Annotated in this window: 19 protein-coding genes and 1 riboswitch; of the genes, 11 read left to right on the forward strand and 8 right to left on the reverse strand. The window is 65.3% G+C overall.

Features of this window, described 5'->3' with window-relative positions; all coding sequences use genetic code 11:
- Positions 1 to 73 precede the first annotated feature (73 nt).
- The 4 genes from ACEN8I_RS19315 (at position 74) to ACEN8I_RS19330 (ending at position 3,729) form a co-directional block, all read left to right on the forward strand.
- Positions 74 to 1,261, forward strand: a complete 1,188-nt coding sequence (locus ACEN8I_RS19315; RefSeq protein ID WP_413330197.1) for a pyridoxal-phosphate dependent enzyme — start codon at positions 74 to 76, stop codon at positions 1,259 to 1,261.
- Positions 1,262 to 1,318: 57 nt separating this feature from the next.
- Positions 1,319 to 2,284 (forward strand): tripartite tricarboxylate transporter substrate binding protein, encoded by a 966-nt coding sequence (locus ACEN8I_RS19320; protein ID WP_413330198.1) that lies wholly within the window; start codon positions 1,319 to 1,321, stop codon positions 2,282 to 2,284.
- Between the two features lie 125 nt (positions 2,285 to 2,409).
- Positions 2,410 to 2,862, forward strand: a complete 453-nt coding sequence (locus ACEN8I_RS19325) for a RidA family protein (protein ID WP_413330199.1) — start codon at positions 2,410 to 2,412, stop codon at positions 2,860 to 2,862.
- A 108-nt stretch (positions 2,863 to 2,970) separates the two neighbouring features.
- A riboswitch (FMN riboswitch) is annotated at positions 2,971 to 3,127 on the forward strand.
- A 92-nt stretch (positions 3,128 to 3,219) separates the two neighbouring features.
- Positions 3,220 to 3,729 (forward strand): 6,7-dimethyl-8-ribityllumazine synthase, encoded by a 510-nt coding sequence (locus ACEN8I_RS19330; RefSeq protein WP_413330200.1) that lies wholly within the window; start codon positions 3,220 to 3,222, stop codon positions 3,727 to 3,729.
- Positions 3,730 to 3,781: 52 nt separating this feature from the next.
- Here the strand turns inward: ACEN8I_RS19330 and parC are convergent, their stop codons facing one another.
- The 3 genes from parC to ACEN8I_RS19345 all read right to left on the reverse strand — a co-directional run bounded on the left by parC (position 3,782) and on the right by ACEN8I_RS19345 (position 9,125).
- The gene (gene parC / locus ACEN8I_RS19335) at positions 3,782 to 6,139 is read right to left on the reverse strand and encodes a DNA topoisomerase IV subunit A (RefSeq protein WP_413330201.1); all 2,358 of its coding nucleotides are present in this window, start codon (positions 6,137 to 6,139) and stop codon (positions 3,782 to 3,784) included.
- 143 nt (positions 6,140 to 6,282) lie between these two features.
- Positions 6,283 to 7,155 (reverse strand): lytic transglycosylase domain-containing protein, encoded by an 873-nt coding sequence (locus ACEN8I_RS19340; RefSeq protein WP_413330202.1) that lies wholly within the window; start codon positions 7,153 to 7,155, stop codon positions 6,283 to 6,285.
- On the reverse strand, positions 7,155 to 9,125 hold the full coding sequence (locus ACEN8I_RS19345) for a DNA topoisomerase IV subunit B (protein WP_413330203.1): 1,971 nt from the start codon (positions 9,123 to 9,125) through the stop codon (positions 7,155 to 7,157). Before ACEN8I_RS19345 ends, ACEN8I_RS19340 begins: the two co-directional genes overlap by 1 nt.
- Before the next feature lie 189 nt (positions 9,126 to 9,314).
- On the opposite strand from ACEN8I_RS19345, the gene ACEN8I_RS19350 reads away from it, so the two are divergent.
- The 6 genes from ACEN8I_RS19350 (at position 9,315) to ACEN8I_RS19375 (ending at position 15,084) form a co-directional block, all read left to right on the forward strand.
- On the forward strand, positions 9,315 to 10,535 hold the full coding sequence (locus ACEN8I_RS19350) for an MFS transporter (protein ID WP_413330204.1): 1,221 nt from the start codon (positions 9,315 to 9,317) through the stop codon (positions 10,533 to 10,535).
- A gap of 182 nt (positions 10,536 to 10,717) precedes the next feature.
- Entirely contained in the window at positions 10,718 to 11,530 is an 813-nt protein-coding gene (locus tag ACEN8I_RS19355) for an SDR family oxidoreductase (RefSeq protein WP_413330205.1), read from the forward strand.
- Positions 11,527 to 12,108 (forward strand): class I SAM-dependent methyltransferase, encoded by a 582-nt coding sequence (locus tag ACEN8I_RS19360; protein ID WP_413330206.1) that lies wholly within the window; start codon positions 11,527 to 11,529, stop codon positions 12,106 to 12,108. Before ACEN8I_RS19355 ends, ACEN8I_RS19360 begins: the two co-directional genes overlap by 4 nt.
- 92 nt (positions 12,109 to 12,200) lie before the next feature.
- Positions 12,201 to 13,085 carry a 4-hydroxy-tetrahydrodipicolinate synthase gene (gene dapA, locus ACEN8I_RS19365; RefSeq protein ID WP_413330207.1) on the forward strand — a complete coding sequence of 295 codons (885 nt, stop codon included), beginning with the start codon at positions 12,201 to 12,203 and terminating at the stop codon, positions 13,083 to 13,085.
- A gap of 85 nt (positions 13,086 to 13,170) precedes the next feature.
- Complete coding sequence (gene bamC, locus ACEN8I_RS19370) at positions 13,171 to 14,265, forward strand: outer membrane protein assembly factor BamC (protein ID WP_413330208.1); 1,095 nt, start codon at positions 13,171 to 13,173, stop codon at positions 14,263 to 14,265.
- 45 nt (positions 14,266 to 14,310) lie between these two features.
- Positions 14,311 to 15,084 (forward strand): MBL fold metallo-hydrolase, encoded by a 774-nt coding sequence (locus ACEN8I_RS19375; RefSeq protein ID WP_413330209.1) that lies wholly within the window; start codon positions 14,311 to 14,313, stop codon positions 15,082 to 15,084.
- A 75-nt stretch (positions 15,085 to 15,159) separates the two neighbouring features.
- Here ACEN8I_RS19375 and ACEN8I_RS19380 read toward each other — a convergent pair whose 3' ends face one another.
- The 3 genes from ACEN8I_RS19380 to ACEN8I_RS19390 form a co-directional block, all read right to left on the reverse strand.
- Positions 15,160 to 15,378: a hypothetical protein gene (locus ACEN8I_RS19380; protein ID WP_413330210.1), complete on the reverse strand. Its 219-nt coding sequence runs from the start codon at positions 15,376 to 15,378 to the stop codon at positions 15,160 to 15,162.
- Between the two features lie 245 nt (positions 15,379 to 15,623).
- A complete protein-coding gene (locus ACEN8I_RS19385; RefSeq protein WP_413330211.1) occupies positions 15,624 to 16,133 on the reverse strand; it encodes a hypothetical protein in 510 nt (169 codons plus the stop codon).
- 42 nt (positions 16,134 to 16,175) lie between these two features.
- A complete protein-coding gene (locus ACEN8I_RS19390; protein WP_413330212.1) occupies positions 16,176 to 17,393 on the reverse strand; it encodes a cupin domain-containing protein in 1,218 nt (405 codons plus the stop codon).
- Between the two features lie 14 nt (positions 17,394 to 17,407).
- On the opposite strand from ACEN8I_RS19390, the gene ACEN8I_RS19395 reads away from it, so the two are divergent.
- Positions 17,408 to 17,932 (forward strand): FKBP-type peptidyl-prolyl cis-trans isomerase, encoded by a 525-nt coding sequence (locus tag ACEN8I_RS19395; RefSeq protein WP_413330213.1) that lies wholly within the window; start codon positions 17,408 to 17,410, stop codon positions 17,930 to 17,932.
- A gap of 54 nt (positions 17,933 to 17,986) precedes the next feature.
- Here ACEN8I_RS19395 and ACEN8I_RS19400 read toward each other — a convergent pair whose 3' ends face one another.
- Both ACEN8I_RS19400 and dut read right to left on the reverse strand, forming a co-directional pair.
- The gene (locus ACEN8I_RS19400) at positions 17,987 to 18,538 is read right to left on the reverse strand and encodes a glycine zipper 2TM domain-containing protein (RefSeq protein WP_413330214.1); all 552 of its coding nucleotides are present in this window, start codon (positions 18,536 to 18,538) and stop codon (positions 17,987 to 17,989) included.
- 180 nt (positions 18,539 to 18,718) lie between these two features.
- Positions 18,719 to 19,165, reverse strand: a complete 447-nt coding sequence (gene dut, locus ACEN8I_RS19405; RefSeq protein WP_413330215.1) for a dUTP diphosphatase — start codon at positions 19,163 to 19,165, stop codon at positions 18,719 to 18,721.
- Positions 19,166 to 19,168 lie beyond the last annotated feature (3 nt).

Genomic DNA, 19,168 nt, shown 5'->3' on the forward strand with positions numbered 1-19,168 from the left:
TTATAAGTTTCACTTATTCTAAATCGCCAACAAAGCGCGCACAGCAGGCCCGGGCCTTCCTACCATTGGCCGCATGAATTCCCTTGTTTCCGAATCCCCCGCGGCATCCCATACGGTGACCCGCAACCCGCGGCTGTCCGGGCTGCACTGCATCCATTGCGCCCGTGAATACTCCTTGCAGGACTTGCCGGCCGGCTGCCCGCATTGCGCGGCGGCCGGCACGCCCGCGAGCCTGGAGGCGGTCTATGCCGAGCTGCCCAAAACCCTCAAAACTGCCAGCACGGGTTATAAGTGGGGCGCCTGGCTGCCTTACAGCCGGGGCGTGTCCCTGGGCGAAGGCGGCACGCCCTGCCTGGACCTGCCCCGCCTGGCGCGCACCTTGGGCTTGCGCCAGCTCTCGGCCAAACACGAGGGCATAAACCCCACAGGCTCGCACAAGGACCGCATGTCGGCCCAGGCCGTGAGCCGGGCGCTGGACGTGGGCGCGCAAACCGTGGTGCTGGCCTCCAGCGGCAACGCGGCGGTGTCGGCCGCCGCCTATTGCGCGGCCGCGGGCCTGGCCTGTGAAGTCGCCACCTACCACGACATGCCGGAACCCTTCGCGCGGGCGCTGCAGCGCCTGGGCGCCCGACGCCTCACGTTTGACCGCGGCTTCGGCCGCTGGGAACACCTGCGCCGGCGCGTCGAGCAGGACGGCGCCTTTGCGCTGACCAACTACAGCGTGCCCGCCGTCGGCAGCCCAGCCTTCGGCGTCGAGGGCTACCGCGCGGTGGCGCTGGAATGTGTGGCCGAAGGCTGCATCCCCGACCACGTACTGGTGCCCACCGCGCGCGGCGATCTGCTCTGGGGTGTTTACAGCGGCCTGCGCGACCTGCTGCAAGCCGGACTGATCGCGCGCATGCCGCGCCTCTGGGCGGTTGAACCTTTCCCGCGCCTGGCCCGCGTGCTGGGCGGCGAGCCGCTGCAGGCCGACTTCGCCGGCCAGACCGCGCAGTTTTCCACCGGCGGCAGCACCGTCACGCTGCAGCAGGCGCTGGCTGTGCAGCGCTCGGGCGGCGGGGCGGTGGTGGTGGACGATGCCGGCGCCGCTGAAGGCAGTGCCCGGCTGGCCGCGCAAGGCCTGTGGGTGGAGCTGTGCGCGGGCGCCTGCCTCAGCGCGCTCGCACAGCTGCGCGCGCGCGGCGAGATCGCGCCTTCGGAGCACGCCCTTCTGCTGCTGACCGCCAAGGGCGACCGCGACACCTTTGACATTTTTTCCTGATTCCCTGAACCCTCCCTGAACCCTCCTTGAATCGCCCCCCCTGTAAAGGATTTCCCCATGAAGACCCGATTGCTCACCCCCCTGCTGCTGGCCGCCAGCCTGATCAGCACCGCCGCCCAGGCGGCCTACCCCGACAAGCCGCTGCGCCTTATCGTGCCCTGGGCACCCGGCGGCAGCACGGACGCGATCGCCCGCGCCGTCGCGCAGCGCATGGGCGAGACCATGGGCCAGAGCGTGGTGGTGGACAACCGCTCCGGCGCCTCGGGCCGCATAGGCACCGAGGCCGCGGCCAAGGCGGCGCCCGACGGCTACACCTTCGCCATCGTCGAGCTGCCGCATGCGATCGCGCCGGCCGTGTTCAACAAGATGCCTTACGACCTGCTGCGCGACTTCACGCCGATTTCCATGGTCGGCACCTCGCCGCTGATGCTGTTTGCCAGCGGCACGCCCTACAAGAACGGCGACCTCAAGGGTTTCCTCAAACACTACCGCGCCAGCAAGGTGCCGCTGACGCTGGCCAACAGCGGCAACGGCTCCATCAGCCACCTCTCCAGTGAGCTGTTCGCCACGGCCGCCGGCATCAAGGTCAACGCGATCCCCTACCGCGGCTCGGCGCCGGCGCTCACCGACGTCGCGGCCGGCCAGGTGGACGCCCATTTCGCAACGCTGGCCAGCGCCAGCGCGCTGCTGGGCGCGGGAAAAATCTCGGCCCTGATGGTGACCGGCAACACGCGCGTGGCCTCTCTGCCCGAGGTGCCCACCGCGCGCGAAGCCGGCATGGACAGCATGCAGTTCAACCAGTGGTGGGCCCTGGTGGCGCCGGCCACCACGCCCATCGACATCGTCGAGCGGCTGCGCAGCGAAGCCGTCGCAGCGCTGGCCCACCCGTCGACGCGCGAGCGGCTCACGACGCTGGGCATAGACCTCAAGGGATCGAGCCGCGACGAGCTGCGCGCCTTTATGCGCAGCGAGGTGGACCGCTGGGGTGCGGTCGTGCGCAAGGCCGGCATCAAGCCCGAATAGGCGGGTACGCCGGCCGGGGCTGCATCACTTCCTTTCATACCGCAACAGGCCGGCGCGAGAACGGGCCCGCCCTACAATTCCCCGAAGCACCCGCCCCGGGGACTGCCATCAACCAAGGGAACACCATGAGCGCCTACGACAAGCTGAAAGCACTGAACATCACCCTGCCCCCCGTGGCAATCCCCGTCGCCGCCTATCTGCCTTTTGTGCGGACGGGCAACCTGGTGTTCCTGAGCGGCCATATCGCCAAGAAGGACGGCAAGCCCCTGGTCGGCCAGTTGGGCAAGAACATGACAACCGAAGAAGGCAAGGCCGCCGCGCGCTCGGTCGCCATCGACCTGATGGGCACGCTGGAAGCCGCCGTCGGCCTTGGCAAGGTCAAGCGCATCGTCAAGCTCGTGAGCCTGGTCAACTCGACCGGCGACTACACCGAGCATCACCTGGTGACCAATGGCGCCAGTGAACTTTTCGCTGAAATTTTCGGTGATGCCGGCACGCATGCGCGCGCCGCCTTCGGTGTGGCGCAGATTCCCATGGGCGCTTGTGTCGAGATCGACCTGGTCGCGGAAGTCGAGTAAACACTGCCGCCGCAAGCACCCGCAGTCACTGTGGGGCCGGCAAAGCGGCGGCGAGCGCCCGCTCGCGCGAGCCTTTAAACTCAACACGCCCCGGCCATTTCGCCGGGGCAGCGTTCTCAGGGCGGGGTGAAATTCCCCACCGGCGGTGTTTGCAGGCAACTGCATCAGCCCGCGAGCGCCCGGCCCTCCTCACGGTGGGCCGGGGTCAGCAGATTTGGTTCAAGTCCAAAGCCGACGGTCACAGTCCGGATGAAAGAGAGCGCGATGCCATCGGCTACGCCGTGGGCGCCTGCGCGTCCATGACTGGCCGCAGGCTCGTGCGCCCTGATTCTGGTAACACCTAGTTAGAGGCCATCCATGAGTCAGACCATTGTTTCCTCCCCTTCCACCGCCCATTCCGGTGGCGTTCACAAGGCGCGTTTCGCCTTTATCCAGTCGTCCTGGCACGAAGACATCGTGGACCAGGGGCGCGGCGCCTTCCTCGCCGAAATGGCCAGGCAGGGCGTGGGCCCTGAATCCATAGACACCTTTGAAGTGCCGGGCGCTTTCGAGATTCCGCTGCACGCGAAAAAGCTCGCTCAGTCGGGCCGCTACGCGGGCGTGGTCTGCTGCGGGCTGGTGGTGGACGGCGGCATCTACCGCCACGAGTTCGTCGCCGATGCGGTGATCAGCGCGCTGATGGGCATTCAGCTGGAGACCGGCGTGCCGGTGTTTTCCGCGGTGCTGACGCCGCAGCATTTCCATGAGCACGAGGAACACCGCCAGTTCTTCAGCACCCACTTCCTGACCAAGGGCAAGGAAGTGGCGCAGGCCTGCCTGGCGACGGTGGCGGGCCTCAGGAAGCTCGAAACGCTGCTCGCGGCCTGAGGCCGGATGCCCGCCCCTTCAACAGGGTGGCGGGCACCGCGCTTATCCGAGCTTATTCGACGCGGGTGACGCCGGTGGGCTTGAAGCCCAGGTCGGCTGCCTTGCCCTTGCGTGCGCGCGCCGCACGGGCATTGTTGAGCGTGCGGATTTCCAGGGTTTCCTCGCGCGCCTTGCCTCCGCGGCCTATGCCTTCAATCTTCACGCTGCGGGTGTAAGCCGCCGCGCCGGCCAGGGTGTCCTTGGCTTCAAGGTCTATCAGCATCAGGCCGCGCCCGCCGGCGGCTTGCATCTTGAGTTCGCCGATTTCAAAGGTCAGGATGCGGCCGCCCGTGGAGGCGCAAGCCACGTGGGTGGCCGGCAGCATGGGCGTCGCGCCGCTGTTGAAGGCGGCGTGCGAGGGTCTGCAAATGGTTTCGCCCTCGGCGCAGCTGATAAAGGCCTTGCCGGCCTTGAGGCGCGAGGTCATGTTCTCGACCGTGGCGAGGAAGCCGTAGCCACCGCTGGCGCTGAGCAGCAGCGCGGCATTGGACGGACCCGCGAAGTAGTGCACCAGCTGCGTGCCCGACTCGAGGTCGATCATCGTGGTCAGCGGCTGTCCGTCGCCGCGCGCGCCGGGCAGCGAGGACACCGGCACCGAATAAATGCGGCCGCGCGAGCCGAAGGCCAGCAGCGTGTCGACGGTGCGGCATTCAAAAGTGCCGTACAGCCCGTCGCCAGCCTTGAAGGCAAAGCCCGCCGGGTCATGGCCGTGGCCGCTGCGCGCGCGCACCCAGCCTTTGTCGCTGATGACCACGGTCACGGGTTCGTCGAGCACCTTGACTTCGAGCACGGCTTTTTTCTCGGCCTGGATCAGCGTGCGGCGCGCATCGGCGAACTGCTTGGCGTCGGCCTCGATTTCCTTGACCAGCAGGCGCTTGAGCGCCGCCGGGCTGCCGAGGATTTCCTCGAGCTTGCCCTGCTCTTCGCGCAGGTTTTTGAGCTCCTGCTCGATCTTGATGGCTTCAAGCCGCGCCAGCTGGCGCAGGCGGATTTCAAGAATGTCCTCGGCCTGGATTTCGCTCAGCTTGAAGCGATCCATGAGCGCGGCCTTGGGCTCGTCCGACTGGCGGATGATGGCGATCACCTCGTCGATATTGAGCAGCACCAACTGCCGGCCTTCGAGGATGTGGATGCGGGCCAGCACCTTGTCCAGGCGGTGCTGCGAACGTTTTTGCACGGTGGTCTGGCGGAATTCGATCCATTCCGACAGCATCTGGCGCAGGGTTTTCTGCGTCGGTTTGCCATCCAGCCCGACCATGGTCAGGTTGATGGGCGAGGAGCTTTCGAGGCTGGTATTGGCCAGCAGGGTGTTGATGAGTTCGGACTGGCCGATCTTGCTGGTCTTGGGCTCGAAGACCAGGCGCACCGGAGCGTCCTTGCTGGACTCGTCGCGCACCACGTCGAGCACGGCGAGGACCGTTTGCTTGAGCTGCACCTGGTCCTGGCTCAGGGCTTTTTTGCCGGCTTTGATTTTCGGGTTGGTGAGCTCCTCGATCTCCTCGAGCACACGCTGGGTGCTGACGCCGGGCGGCAGCTCCTGCACCACCAGTTGCCACTGGCCGCGCGCGAGCTCCTCGATTTTCCATCGCGCACGCACCTTGAGCGAGCCGCGGCCGGTGCTATAGGCGGCTGCGATTTCTGCGCTGCTGGAGATGATTTGTCCGCCGCCCGGGTAGTCGGGGCCGGTGATCAGCGAGAACAGCTCGTCGTCGGACAGCTTGGGCGTCTTGATGAGGGCCACGCAGGCGTCGGCGACTTCGCGCAGGTTGTGGCTGGGGATTTCGGTGGCCAGGCCGACCGCGATGCCGCTGGCGCCGTTGAGCAACGCAAAAGGCAGGCGCGCGGGCAGCTGGCGCGGCTCCTCGAAGGAGCCGTCGTAGTTGGGCACGAAGTCGACCGTGCCTTCGTCGAGTTCGTCGAGCAGCAAGGTCGTGATGCGCGCCAGCCGCGCCTCGGTGTAACGCATGGCCGCCGCGCCGTCGCCGTCGCGCGAGCCGAAGTTGCCCTGGCCGTCGATCAGCGGGTAGCGCTGGCTGAAGTCCTGGGCCATGCGCACCATGGCATCGTAAGCCGCCTGGTCGCCGTGCGGGTGGTATTTACCGAGTACGTCGCCGACCACACGGGCGCTTTTGACAGGCTTGGCCCCGCTGGCACCGTTGGCGCCGCCAAAGCCCAGGCCCATGCGCGACATACTGAAGAGGATGCGTCGCTGCACAGGCTTCTGGCCGTCGCAGACGTCGGGCAAGGCCCGGCCCTTGACGACGCTGAGCGCGTATTCAAGGTAGGCCCGCTGCGCGTACGCGGCCAGCGAATCCTGGTCGGCGGGCTCGGGAATGGGAGCGACTGCGTCCGGTGTAAAGAGATCGTCCATCGTGAATTTGGCTTGGGGCTAAGTCGGTTGATGCCGGGCCGGCATGCTTAAGCGCGCCGGTGCGGGATTATGAAAAGAAAAGAAAGGGGGCGCCGCTTCACAGCACTGCCGGATGTTCCGGCGAAACGCCAGCTGCATGGGTCTCAGTTCCGCTCGGGTGGGGCCTCTGGCGTGGTGGTGGCCGCGACCGTGGTCGGCACCATGTTGCCGCGGCCCGTGCTGCCGCCCATCATCTCCATGCGCACGCGGCCACCGGGCGCCATCATGCTGGGGGGCTTGAGGTGGTTGTAGAGCTGCATCACGGTTTTGACGTAGTTTTTGGTTTCGGGGTAATTCGGAATTTTGTTGCCCGCGCGCTGTACCGCACCCTCGCCGGCGTTGTAGGCGGCAATCGCCAGCTCAAGCTGGCCAGGAAACATGGCGATCAGGTCGCTGAGGTAGCTGGAGCCGGCCCGGATATTGGTCTTGGGGTCGGTGAGCTTTTTGTGGACCGTGGAATCCTTGCTGGCCCGCACGCCGTAGCGCTCCGCCGTCGGCGGGATCAGCTGCATCAAGCCGACCGCGCCCTTGGGCGAAACGGCCTGGGTGTTAAAGCCCGACTCGGTGGCGATCAGGGCCTGCAGCAGTTCGTAGTCGATGCCGTGCGTGACGGAAGCCTCGCGCAGCAGGTGCTTGACGGCCTTGTAGTTGGGCGACACGTCGAAATAAGCCAGCAGCTTGGGCGGCGCGGCGGCCACGCCGGTGGCGCGGTTGGCACCGTTGCCCACGGCCTTGCCGCTGCGGCCGGTGTTGCTACCGTCGGCGCTGAAGCTTTCGCCGCCGCGGAAAAAGAGTTCATAGCGCTCGTCCAGCCGCACGGCCGAAAAGTGCGCGATGCCGTCCTTGTCGACATAACCCCAGATGTCGGCATGGGCGGGAGACGCGAACAGCGCGGCCAGACCCATGACCGCCAGCGGCAGGCCCAGCGCGCGCAAGGGCCGCCGCAGAAAGGAAAGAAAAGTCTCAGGCAGGTTCATCAAATATCAATTTCCACGGCATCACCGTGCAACTCCATCAGTTCGCGGCGTGCCGCAGCTTCGCCCTTGCCCATCAGCTTGGTGATCAGGGTCTCGGTTTGCAGGAAATCCTGGTTGCCCAGTTGCACAGGCAACAAACGGCGGGTATCCGGATTGAGTGTGGTCTCCCACAGTTGTTCCGCGCTCATTTCGCCCAGGCCCTTGAAGCGGCTGATGCTCCAGGCGCCTTCGCGCACGCCGTCCTTGCGCAATTTGTCCAGAATGGCGGTCAACTCGCCTTCATCAAGGGCATAAAATTTGGATGCCGGCTTTTTGCCCCGCGCTGGCGCGTCCACCCGGAACAGCGGCGGGCGGGCGACATAGACATTACCCGATTCGATCAATTTGGGGAAGTGGCGGAAAAAGAGCGTCAAAAGCAGCACCTGAATGTGCGAGCCGTCCACATCGGCATCGCTCAGGATGCAGACCTTGCCGTAGCGCAGGCCGCTGAGGTCGGGCGTGTCGTTGGGGCCGTGCGGGTCCACGCCGATGGCGACCGCGATGTCGTGGATTTCGGTGTTGGCAAACAGGCGGTCGCGCTCGACCTCCCAGGTGTTGAGCACCTTGCCGCGCAGCGGCAGGATGGCCTGGCTCTCCTTGTCGCGGCCCATTTTGGCGCTGCCGCCGGCCGAGTCACCCTCGACCAGGAAGACCTCGTTGTGCGCCAGGTCGCGGCTTTCACAGTCGGTCAGCTTGCCGGGCAGCACGGCCACGCCCGAGCCCTTGCGTTTTTCGACCTTCTGGCCGGCCTTCTGGCGGGTTTGCGCGGCCTTGATGGCGAGTTCGGCGAGTTTGCGGCCGTAGTCGACGTGCTGGTTGAGCCACAGCTCCAGCGCCGGGCGCACAAAGCTGGAAACCAGGCGCACCGCGTCACGCGAATTGAGGCGTTCCTTGATCTGGCCCTGGAACTGCGGGTCCAGCACCTTGGCGCTCAGCACATAGCTGGCGCGGGCAAAAACGTCTTCAGGCAGCAGCTTGACGCCCTTGGGCAGCAGCGAATGCAGGTCGATAAAATTTTTGACGGCATTGAAAAGGCCGTCGCGCAGGCCACTTTCATGGGTGCCGCCGGCGCTGGTCGGGATCAGGTTGACGTAGCTCTCGCGCACAGGCTGGCCGTCTTCGGTGAAGGCCACGCACCACTGGGCGCCTTCGCCTTCGGCAAAGCTGTCGTGCTGGGTGTCGGCAAACCCCTCGCCTTCAAACATCGGGATGACCGGGTCGCCGGTCAGGGTCTGCATCAGGTAGTCGCGCAGGCCGCCCTTGTAGAGCCAGGTCTGGGTGTCCTTGGTTTTCTCGTTGGTCAGCGTGACGGTGACGCCGGGCATGAGCACGGCTTTGCTGCGCAGCAGGTGGGTGAGTTCGGCCATGGGCAAGGCCGCCGACTCGAAGTACTTGGCGTCGGGCCAGGCCCGCACGGTGGTGCCGGTCTTGCGGTCGCCGTCGCCGTTTTTGCGCAGGTGCAGTTTCTCGATGACGTCGCCGCCCGAAAACACCAGGTGGGCGACCATGCCTTCACGGTAGGAGGTGACCTCCAGGCGCTTGGACAGCGCGTTGGTCACGCTGACACCCACGCCGTGCAGGCCGCCCGAGAAGCTGTAGGCGCCGCCCTTGCCCTTGTCGAACTTGCCGCCGGCGTGCAGCCGGGTGTACACGAGCTCGATCACGGGCGCTTTTTCTTCCGGGTGCATGCCGAAGGGAACGCCGCGGCCGTCGTCGTCCACGCTAACCGATCCGTCGGTGTGCAGCGTGACCTTGATCTTCTTGCCGTAGCCGGCCAGGGCCTCGTCGGCGGAGTTGTCCAGCACCTCCTGGATGATGTGCAGGGGGTTGTCGGTGCGCGTGTACATGCCCGGGCGCTGCTTGACGGGCTCCAGGCCCTTGAGCACGCGGATCGAGCCTTCGGAATATTCGGTGGGTAGTTTGTCAGCCATGGCAGTTGAAAGAATTGCCGCAATTGTAGTCCGGGCCGCAAAAGTCACTGTATGGACATACAGCCAGCCCGATTCGGGCGTGGAAACCGGGGGCGGGCGCGGCAGCGTTTTGCCATTTTCGTTACAGTCGGCGAATCACCTCCTTGCCGCCCAGGCTTTTTCCATTTTCGCCGCTCGCGGCGGCCACCCATGACCACCGACACCAAAAAACTCTCCATGCTGCAGGTGCTGATCTGCGGCGCCACCATCGTCACGCTGTCCATGGGCATACGCCACGGATTCGGGCTGTGGCTGCAGCCCATTACCCAGGCCCAGGGATGGACGCGCGAGACCTTTGCCTTCGCGCTGGCGGTGCAAAACCTGTCCTGGGGCGTGTTCGGCATCTTCGCCGGCATGGCGGCCGACCGCTTCGGCGCTTTCCGCGTGATCGTGGGCGGCGCCCTGTTGTACGGGCTGGGCTTGGTGGGCATGGCACTGTCGCCCACGGGCTTTCTGTTCACCATGACGGCCGGTGTGCTGATAGGCGCCGCGCAAGCCGGCACCACCTATGCCGTGATCTACGGCGTGATAGGCCGCAACATCCCGGCGGAAAAGCGCTCCTGGGCCATGGGCGTGGCCGCGGCGGCCGGCTCTTTCGGCCAATTCCTGATGGTGCCGGTCGAAGGCCTGCTGATCAGCGGCCTGGGCTGGAAAGAAGCGCTGTTGGTGCTCAGCGGCGCGGTGCTGCTGATCGCGCCGCTGGCGTTGGGCCTGCGCGAAGGCGGCTTTGCCGGCGGCCAGCCGGCCAAACGCGAGCAGACCATAGGCCAGGCGCTGCGCGAAGCCTTCAAGTACCCAAGCTTCCAGCTGCTGATGGCGGGCTATTTCGTCTGCGGCTTCCAGGTGGTGTTCATCGGCGTGCACATGCCCAGCTACCTCAAGGACAAGGGCCTGTCGCCCCAGGTGGCCAGCTACGCCCTGGCGCTGATAGGCCTGTTCAACGTCTTCGGCACCTACATCGCCGGCTCGCTGGGCCAGAAAATCGCCAAGCGGAAAATCCTGGCGACGATTTATTTCTCGCGCGCGGTGGTGATCGCCGTGTTCCTGGCGGCGCCGCTGAGCCCGCTGAGCGTCTACATCTTCGCCAGCCTGATGGGCCTGCTGTGGCTGTCAACCATCCCGCCGACCAACGCGGTGGTGGCGCAGATCTTCGGCATCCAGCATTTGTCGATGCTGGGCGGCTTCATCTTCTTCAGCCACCAGATAGGCTCCTTCCTGGGCGTTTGGCTGGGCGGCTATTTATATGACCGCACCGGCAGCTACGACATCGTCTGGTACATCGCCATCGCGCTGGGCGTGTTCGCAGCCCTGGTGAACCTGCCGGTGCGCGAGGCGCCGATTGCACGCGCCGGTGTGCCGCAAGGGGCCTGAGATGGCCAAAAAAGCCGGCCTGTGGGCGCTCGCGGTCATCGCGTCGCTGGGGGTGTTTGCCCTCTACACACGGCCGGATTTCCTGTTCACACTCGCCAACCAGATCTGGGCTTGCTTTTAGGGCCTGGCGGTTTTGCGAGTGAGCGGGGCAGGCGCCCCAAAAAAAGCGGGAAGGGGACATCATGAAAACCATCATCATCACCGGCGCCTCGGACGGCATAGGCGCGGAAATGGCGCGCCAGCTGGCCAAAACCCATGGCGCCGGCGTGGCGCTGGTGCTGGCCGCGCGCAATGAAACGCTGCTGGACGAGGTCGCGCACCAGTGCGCCGCGCACGGCGCGCAAACCCTGGCCGTCAAGACCGACGTCTCCATCGAGGCCCAGTGCCGCCACCTGGTGGATGCCGCCGTCGGCCGCTTCGGCCACATCGACGCCCTGATCAACAACGCCGGCATGTCGGCGCAGGCCCTGCTGGAGGACGTCAAGGCCCAGGACCTGGGCTGGTATGAGCAGCTGATGCGCATCAACTTCTGGGGCAGCGTATGGTGCACCCATGCCGCCCTGCCCTACCTGAGGCTGCGCCACGGCAGCATCGTCGCCGTTTCCAGCCTGGCCGGGCTGATAGGCGTGCCGGGCCGCACGGCCTACAGCGCCACCAAGTTCGCCATGGTGGGATTTTTCGAGGCGCTGCGTGCCGAAATGAAAGGCGCCGGAGTCAGCGTGACCACCGCCTACCCGGGCGTGGTCGCCACCCACATCCGCCACCGCGGCTTCAACGCGGCGGGCGTGGCGGCGGGCTCCAGCGGGCTCAAGGAAGACAAGGCCATGAGCGTGGAGGAATGCGCGCGGCTGATCCTGCAGGGCATGGAACGCCGGGACCGCGAGGTGATCATGACGGCCAAGGGCAAGCTGGGCCGCTGGCTCAAGCTGATCGCGCCCGGCCGCGTGGAGGCGATGGCACTGGCGGCGCTTAAGGATGAGGTGAAACCGCTTTGACCGACCCCAGGCCGCACGGAACGGAGCCGCCCTCCGCCTGGGTGCAGCGCTGGTCGCACCTGGTGCGCGAAGGCGGCGTGGTGCTGGACGTCGCCTGCGGTTATGGCCGCCATGCCCGCTGGTTTCACGGGCGAAACCACCCCCTGGTCCTGGTGGACCGGTCGCGGGAAGCCCTGGAGGCCGCCACAAGCGCCCTCCCCGCATCGGCCTGCGAGGCCGTGGTGGCCGATATTGAAGCCGGTCCCTGGCCTTTTGCGGGCCGCCAGTTTGACGCGGTCGTCGTCACCAACTACCTCTGGCGCCCGCTGTTGCCGACCCTGCTGGCCGGCCTGGCGCCGGGCGGCGTGCTGATTTACGAAACTTTTACGCAAGGCAATGAGACCGTGGGCAAGCCCTCGCGCCCCGATTTTTTGCTGCGCACCGGCGAATTGCTGGAAATCTGCCGTAGCCTGCGCATTGTGGCCTTCGAGGAGGGTTTCCACGAGAACCCGCCGCGCTTCATCCAGCGCATAGTCGCCGTGCATGAAACCGCCGCGACTGCGGGTTTGCCCGCACCGCCGCGCTATTTCCTGTCCTAGGCTCTGGGTAGAATGCAGGATTGGCTTTTCGGGGCCGGCCTGGCGCTATTTCGGCCAGACCCAATCCGGCCGCGAACGTTTACAAGTACAGCATGAAACCCATTACTGGCAGCATCGTTGCATTGGCAACACCCTTGCATGATGACGGCAGCGTAGACTACCCCACCCTGCGCAAACTGGTGGACTGGCACATCGCCGAAGGCACCGACTGCATAGGCGTGGTCGGCACCACCGGCGAATCCCCGACTGTCAATGTCGAGGAGCACTGCGAAATCATCCGCGTCTCGGTGGAGCAGGCCAAAAAGCGCGTGCCCATCATGGCCGGCTGCGGCGCCAATTCCACCGCCGAGGCGATCGAACTCGCCAAATTCGCCAAGCAGGTGGGCGCCGACTGCCAGCTGCAGGTCGTCCCCTATTACAACAAGCCCACGCAGGAAGGCCAGTACCGGCACTTCAAGGCGATTGCCGAAGCCGTCGGCGACCTGCCCACCGTGCTCTACAACGTGCCCGGCCGCACCGTGGCCGATATGGCGCACGCCACCGTGCTGCGCCTGGCCCAGGTGCCCGGCATTGTCGGCATCAAGGAAGCCACCGGCAACATCGAGCGCGCGCAATGGCTGATCAAGGAAGTGCCCAAGGGCTTTGCTGTGTATTCGGGCGACGATCCAACGGCCGTGGCGCTCATGCTCTGCGGCGGCCAGGGCAACGTCAGCGTGACGGCCAACGTGGCACCCCGGCTCATGCACGAGCTGTGCGTGGCCGCTGTGGCGGGCGACACGCGCCGCGCCATGGAGCTGCAGCTCAAGCTCCTGCCGCTGCACAGAAACCTGTTTATTGAAGCCAACCCGATTCCCGTCAAATGGGCCATGGCCCGGATGGGTCTTTGCGGTGGCACCTTGCGCCTGCCCATGACGCCGCTGGAAGCATCGAACGAAGCGGCCGTGGAAAACGCCTTGCGCGCCTGCGGCCTGATTTGATTTGCCTGATCTGATTTTTAAGGGAACCCAAGTGAAGATATCGCCAACACGTCCTGCATTTTCAAAAGCCCGGAGCGCCGCAGCCGTGTCCGCGCTGGTTGCCCTCGGCCTGCTCGCCGGCTGCTCCTCCCTGCGCGAGGTGATGGACGGTGAACGCGTCGATTACAAGAGCAGCGGCGCCAAGGGCCCTTCGCTGGACATCCCCCCCGACCTGACGCAGCTCAGCCGCGACACCCGTTACGTGGTGCCCGGCACGGCGGTGTCCGCCAGCAGCTACCAGGTGGGCCAGCCCACCCAGGCCGTGCAGACGGCAGCCACCGCCGTCGGCGACGTGCGCATCGAGCGCGCGGGCAGCCAGCGCTGGCTGGTCGTGAACCGGCCCGCCGACAAGCTCTGGGGCCCTGTGCGCGATTTCTGGCTGGAAAGCGGCTTCCTGCTCGCGCAGGACCAGGAAAACCTGGGCATCATGGAAACCGACTTCGCCGAAAACCGCGCCAAGCTGCCGCAGGACTTCATCCGCAGTGCGCTGGGCAAGGTGTTCGATGGCCTCTATTCGACCGGCGAGCGCGACAAGTTCCGCACGCGCCTGGAGCGCCGCCCTGATGGCGGCACCGAAATTTACGTCAGCCACCGCGGCATGATTGAAGTGGTCACCGGCGGGAAAACCGGCAACGCCGCTTCGGGCGACAGCACGGTCTGGCAGCCCCGTCCCGCCGATCCGGAACTCGAAGCCGAATTCCTGCGCCGCCTGATGGTCAAGCTGGGCGTGTCGCAAGAACAGTCCAAGGCCTTGGTGGCTGCGGGCGCCACCAAGCAGACCTCGCGCATCGCCACAGTCAACAACCTGCCAGTCGTGCAGATCGACGAAGGTTTTGACCGCGCCTGGCGCCGGGTCGGCCTGGCACTGGACCGCACCGGCTTCACCGTTGAAGACCGCGACCGCAGCCAGGGCACCTACTTCGTGCGCTATGTTGAGCCCGTCGTGAACAAGACCGAGCCCGGCTTCTTCAGCAAGCTGTTCAGCGGATCGCCGGCCGCCACACCGCCCTTGAAGTACCGCATCGCCGTCAAGAGCCAGGGCGAGAGCACCACGGTTTCCGTTCTCAATGCCCAGGGCGCTGCCGAATCTTCGGCCAATGCCCAGCGCATCGTGCAGGTGATCGCCGACGACCTCAAATAATCCGGGCTTGCCGCCCGACCGCCCCGGCCACGCATTGCGACGCCCATGTTGAGGTTCAAAAGCCTGGGCAGCGGCAGTTCGGGCAATGCCACCGTGGTTGAAGCGACGGGAATCGCGCCATCGCGGGTTCTTGTCGACTGCGGGCTGGGCCTTAAACATCTGCTTTACCGGCTTGGCGAGGCCGGGTTGCAGCCCGAGGACATCCATGCCGTGTTCATCACGCATGAACACGGCGACCATATCGGCTGCGCCCGCTCGCTCGCCCTGCGCTACCGCATCCCGGTCTGGATGAGCCACGGCACGTATGCCGCCATAGGGGCGCCGGATTTCGACGGGCTGTTGCACACCGCGCGTGACGGCAAAGCCATAGAACTGGGAGGCCTGCAGCTCACGCCATTCACGGTGCCACACGACGCCAGAGAGCCCTTGCAGCTCAGTTGCACCGACGGCTCGGCCAAGCTCGGCATCCTGACCGACCTGGGCCACGCCACCAGCCATGTCATGTCGCATCTCATGGCTTGCGATGCCCTGATGCTGGAGTGCAACCACGACACCGACATGTTGGCGCGATCGTCGTATCCGCCCTTTTTAAAGCGGCGCGTGGGCGGCCAATACGGGCATCTCTCCAATGCCGCGGCGGTGGAGATTGCCCGCACCCTGATTCATGGACGTTTCAGGCACCTGGTGGCCGCGCACCTGAGCGTGCAGAACAACCGGCCCGCGCTGGTGCAGGCGCTGATGGCTGAAACCCTGGGTTGCGGCGCGGACGACGTCGTCGTGGCCAAGCCCGACACCGGAACGCCCTGGCTTTCGCTTTGAGGCCGCAGTGCCCGCCGAAAACACGGCACGGCGAAAAATAAGGGCCGAAAAAAAGCCGCCTTACGGCGGCTTTTTTCAATTCATTGAAGAATTACTTGGCAGCGCTTGCAGCAGCGGTGGTAGCAGCAGCGGCGGCGGCGTCAGCGGACGGAGGAGCAGACGTGGCAGCGGCAGGTGCGGATGCGGCAGCGGCAGGTGCGGAAGCTTCAGCAGCAGGTGCAGGAGCTGCAGCGGCTGGTGCGGGTGCTGGGGCTTCTTCTTTCTTGCCGCAAGCAGCCAGTGCAACAGCGGCAACGATAGCTGCCAAAACGAGGGACTTGTTCATTTTTACGATCCTTGATGATATTTAAGAAAACAATTTCCGGAAATTGTCAAAAGAAACCCAAACCGGAATTCAAGTTATTTTTGACCGGGGAAAGGACTCGAGCTCTTTCTACCCAGCTTTAAATTATATGCTGGATATTACAAGTCCGGAAACCCTTAGTCGGCAAAGCAAGACCATATGACGGCTCCGTATGAGGCTTGCGCAATCCTTGCGCTTAAAGGCCCAGGGTGGTGGCAGGGAAAGCCGGCGAACTTTTCAGCAGCCTTTCATTGAGCCGCTCCCTCAGCGCGACCCGGCGCGCCGGCTCGGACCCGGCTATGCCCGTGCAGCGCTGCAGGTCCAGGCGTTCAAAGACCCAGCCTGGCCCCAGCAAGGCGCTGGGCAGGTCATCGGCCGGGGCAGACGCGTTGGCACGGCATTCGATGATGTGGGCCCAGGTCCGCCGCCAGGTGACGAAGCGCGCATGCCGGCGCAGCACTTCGTCGTAGTTTCTGGCCAGCATGGTGAAGGTCCGGCCGGTCTTGGACCAGTCGTTCAAGGCCTGCACCACCGTGCGTTCCCCCAGGGGCCAGTCTTCAAAATCCGGGTCGCAGACGATGATTTCACGCCAGCCCTGCTGCGCCGCCGCCACAAAAGCCTGGCGGATCATCTCGGTAAAGTCGGCGCGCCCGGTGAAGCGGCCTTCCGGCAAGGCCTGCGGGGTAGGTGTTGCGTCGGTCTCCATGGAGTATCTCCTTGGCAAAGTGGCAAACAGGTACTGGGCCGATCAGGAATCCGCGAGAGGCTCCTGCCGCAGCCAGCCGGCATCGTGCCAGTCGCCCAGCAAGGCCATCGCGGAGCCGCTGGCCTTGCGCAGCTCATGCGGCACCAAGCCGCGGCCGTCGGCCAGCCGCCGCATCAGCGTCGCATCGGCGCCTTTGGCACGGTAACTTTCCCCGTTGATGAACACATGGTCTGCGTCATACATCATCCGGGTGCGCGCGTCCAGCCTGACCCCTGCGCGGCCGGCCCGCGCGGCCTCGGCATCCCATTCATCGGCGGCTTCGTCAAACCACACCGAGGGCTTGGGCTCGGTCATGTATTCGCCCAGGGCGCAGGCCAGCGCGAGAGGGTCTTTCAGCGCGTCCTGCACGGCCCGGCTGGCGAAGGCGGCCAGCTCTGCCGGCAAGGCCGCGGGGGTGGCCGTGGCGTCCTGCCCGGGGTCGCGGTAGATCTCGGGTGCTTTGGCTGCGCGGCGCCCCGCCGGGGCATCCGCCTGCTGGTCGTCCTGGCTGAATTCCGCCAGACGCTGCAGCAGTTCCGCCGCCAGTTCGCCGCGCCCCGGCGACCTGAAGCCGATCGAATAGGTCATGCAGTCGGCCGCCTTGCCGTCGCCCGAGGTCGCAGCCTCGGCAATACCGTCATGCGCATAGCGCGGGGGCAGGTACAGCATGTCGCCGGCTTCCAGCACAAACTCCTGCTCGGGCTCGAAGTTCTGCAGGATTTTCAGCGGCACGCCCTCCTGCAAGCTCAGGTCTTTTTGCCGCCCTATCTTCCAGCGCCGCCGCCCGCTGGCCTGCAGCAGGAACACGTCATAGCTGTCAAAATGCGGCCCCACGCCTCCTCCCGCCGTGGCGAACGAGATCATCAAGTCATCAAGCCGCGCATCAGGAACAAAACGAAACCGCTGCAAAAGCTCGTGCGCCCCGGCGTCATGCAGGTCCACGCCCTGCACCAGCAAGGTCCAGGCCTTCTGGCTCAGCGGCGGCAGGCTGCGCGGCGCAAAAGGCCCCTGCTTCATGCGCCAGCCCTTGGCCTGCTGGACGATCAAACGCGACTCCGCCTGTTCGCTCGCGGCCAGTTTGAACAAGGCCGCGCGGCTCAGCAAAGGCTGGAAGCCGGGCAGGGCCTGGCGAACGAGAAGGGGCTTTTTCTGCCAGTGACGGCGCATGAATTGCGCCGGGCTCAGGCCGGCAAGGAGCGCTAGAGATTGGTTTACATCCATGGGACAATTGTCGGATGAAAATCACCCCGCAATGCGTCGTAGCCCTGACATGGACGCTGAAAGACACCCTGGGCGATGTGCTGGACGAACTGGACGAGCCCATAGAGTTCCTGCTCGGCGGTGACGACCTGCTGGCCAAGATCGAGCACGCCCTGCAGGGCCATGAAGCCGGCGACAAGCTTGAGTTGCACCTGGAGCCCGAGGACGCCTTTGGTGACTATGACGAAAGCCTGGTGTTTCTCGAGCCGCGCAAGGCCTTCCCGGCCGAACTCGAAGAAGGCATGACCTTCGACGGCGCTGCTCTTCCCAAAGGTGTCAGCGGAACGGCACCGCACGACCATATCTATACGGTCACCGAAATCTATCCCGACCACGTGGTGCTGGACGGCAACCATCCGCTGGCGGGCATCGCCATCCGGCTGGCGGTCAAGGTCGAGTCGGTGCGTGAAGCAAGCGAAGAGGAAATCGGCCAGGGCTCCCTGGGCACCGGCTTCTTCAAGCTCGAGCCGATCACACCCGGAAGCGGCACCCTGCACTAAAGGCCAAGGCAAATGCGGCGGTTTTGGGCCGCCGCATTTTGGCGCCTTTGCCGCCTACATCCGGTACAGCAGGCCGTTCTCAATCCTCACGCGATCGCCGATGCGCAGGTCGCCGGTGGAAGGCACGTCATAGGCACGGCCGGTGCCGTTGTCGAGCTGGACCGATACGCGGTAGGTTTCGCGAACCGCACCAGGATTGCGGTTTTTCTCAATCGCATTACCAGCCACGGCGCCGCCCACTGCGCCGACAACCGTCGCCACGTCCTTGCCGGTGCCGCCGCCGATCTGGTGGCCCACCACCGCGCCGGCCACACCGCCGAGGATGGCACCTACACCTGAGCTCCTGGCCTGTTCCTGGGTGCGAAACACTTCCACATTGCTGACGCGTCCGTATTCGACATAGCGGTTCTGCTGGTTGGCGGGATAGGTGCCCGCCGGGTAGGTTCCAGCAGGATAAGTCTGGTTAGGGTAGCTGGCGGTATTGGGATAGGCGGGCGGGTAACTCGCGTCAGAGGTCGGCGGCGGGTTCATGGGTGCGCAGGCCGCCAGGGTGGCCAGCGCCAGCACCACGGACGCGGATGAAATAAAGCGGGATGTGTTTTGCATGAGTCTCTCCTGTTGGTAAGTCATGAGATCCCGGCACCACAGGCGCATGGACTCTCATGGCTTATTAAGGACGCGACCCGCTACTCCCCAGGTGGGGATAGGGCCTGTGGCGGCGTGGGAGCCTTGTTGCAAGGGTTGTAGGAAAACCCCCCAACCTCTGCTGGGCGCGGCGGGCCGGGCTCAGGCCTTGCCGGTGGAGCCGTAGCCGCCCTCCCCGCGCTCACTGGCGGGAAACTCGGACACCACCTTGAACTGCGCCTGTACCACGGGCACGATCATCAGCTGCGCGATCCGCTCCATGGGTTCAATCGTGAAGGGCACGTCGCTGCGGTTCCAGGCGCTGACCATCAGCTGCCCCTGGTAATCACTGTCGATCAGGCCCACCAGATTGCCCAGCACGATGCCGTGCTTGTGGCCCAGGCCGGAGCGCGGCAGGATCAGTGCGGCATAGCCCGGGTTGTGCAGGTAGATGGCGATGCCGGTGGGCACCAGTTGCCAGGCGTTAGCGGCCAGCGTGAGCGGCGTATCGAGGCAGGCGCGCAGGTCCAGGCCGGCGCTGCCGGGCGTGGCGTAGGTAGGAAGGTTGTTCTGAAGGCGCGGGTCGAGAATCTTGACGTCGATGTGCATGAA

The organism is Polaromonas sp. CT11-55 (assembly GCF_047303325.1).
Lineage (GTDB): Bacteria > Pseudomonadota > Gammaproteobacteria > Burkholderiales > Burkholderiaceae_C > Polaromonas.